We start from the raw sequence: 827 nt of genomic DNA, 5'->3' as shown, positions 1-827 counted from the left end.
AGAGCTCCTAACAGGTTCGGTCGAGTGGCGTCGGGTTCTGTTGCAGTGCAGGATGTTTCGTCGTGGCAGCACCCTGGATCGTGGATGACGAGTTGTGGGCGGTAATCGAACCGCTACTGCCGGTGAAACCGGCCGGGACGCCGGGGCCGCCGCAGATGGACTCCCGTCGGGTGCTGCAGGGGATCTTGTTCGTGCTGATCACCGGAATCGGCTGGGAAGATCTGCCCCAGGAGCTGGGATTCGGGTCCGGGATGACGTGTTGGCGCAGGTTGCGGGACTGGCAAGCCGCCGGGGTGTTCGAGCAGATCCATCAAGCCGTACTCGCCCGTGCCCATGCCGCCCGATTGATCGACTTCGATCGGGTCATGGTCGACGGCTCGCACGTGCGGGCCAAAAAAGGGGCGCCGCAACAGGTCCGAGCCCGGTCGACCGCGCCAAGACCGGTTCCAAACACCATCTGCTGACCTGCGCGAACGGATTCCCACTCGCCATCGCGCTGTCCGCGGCCAACGTCAACGATCACCTGGTGCTGCCCACGCTGCTCGACCGAGTCCGACCCCTGCGTGGGCGGCCGGGACAGCCTCGTCGCCGGATCACGAACCTGATCGCGGACAAGGGATATGACTACCCCAGCGTGTATTCCGAACTGCGGCAACGACATATCACCGGCTACATCGCCCGCCGCGGCACCCGCGACAAGGTCACCGCCGGCCGCTGGATCGTCGAGCAGACCTTCGCCCTCCTGCACCAGTACCGGCGACTGGCGATTCGATGGGAACGCCGCACCGACATCCACCACGGCTTCCTCGACCTGGCCGCAGCCCTGA

General features: G+C 65.5%; 1 protein-coding gene. It reads left to right on the top strand.

Annotated features, from left to right (window positions below; translation table 11 throughout):
- Window positions 1–62: 62 nt before the first annotated feature.
- Window positions 63–827 (top strand): IS5 family transposase gene (locus JK358_RS38760; protein WP_201958874.1). Its coding sequence is split into 2 segments (ribosomal slippage), with 766 coding nucleotides annotated over them: window positions 63–393 and window positions 393–827; the frame shifts between segments, so codons are not numbered across the junction. This gene is flagged as partial in the annotation.

The sequence above is a fragment of the Nocardia acididurans genome (assembly GCF_016741815.1).
Lineage (GTDB): Bacteria > Actinomycetota > Actinomycetes > Mycobacteriales > Mycobacteriaceae > Nocardia > Nocardia acididurans.
The sequence above is the reverse complement of the archived record's forward strand: the minus strand, read 5'-3'. Positions and strand labels throughout refer to the sequence as shown.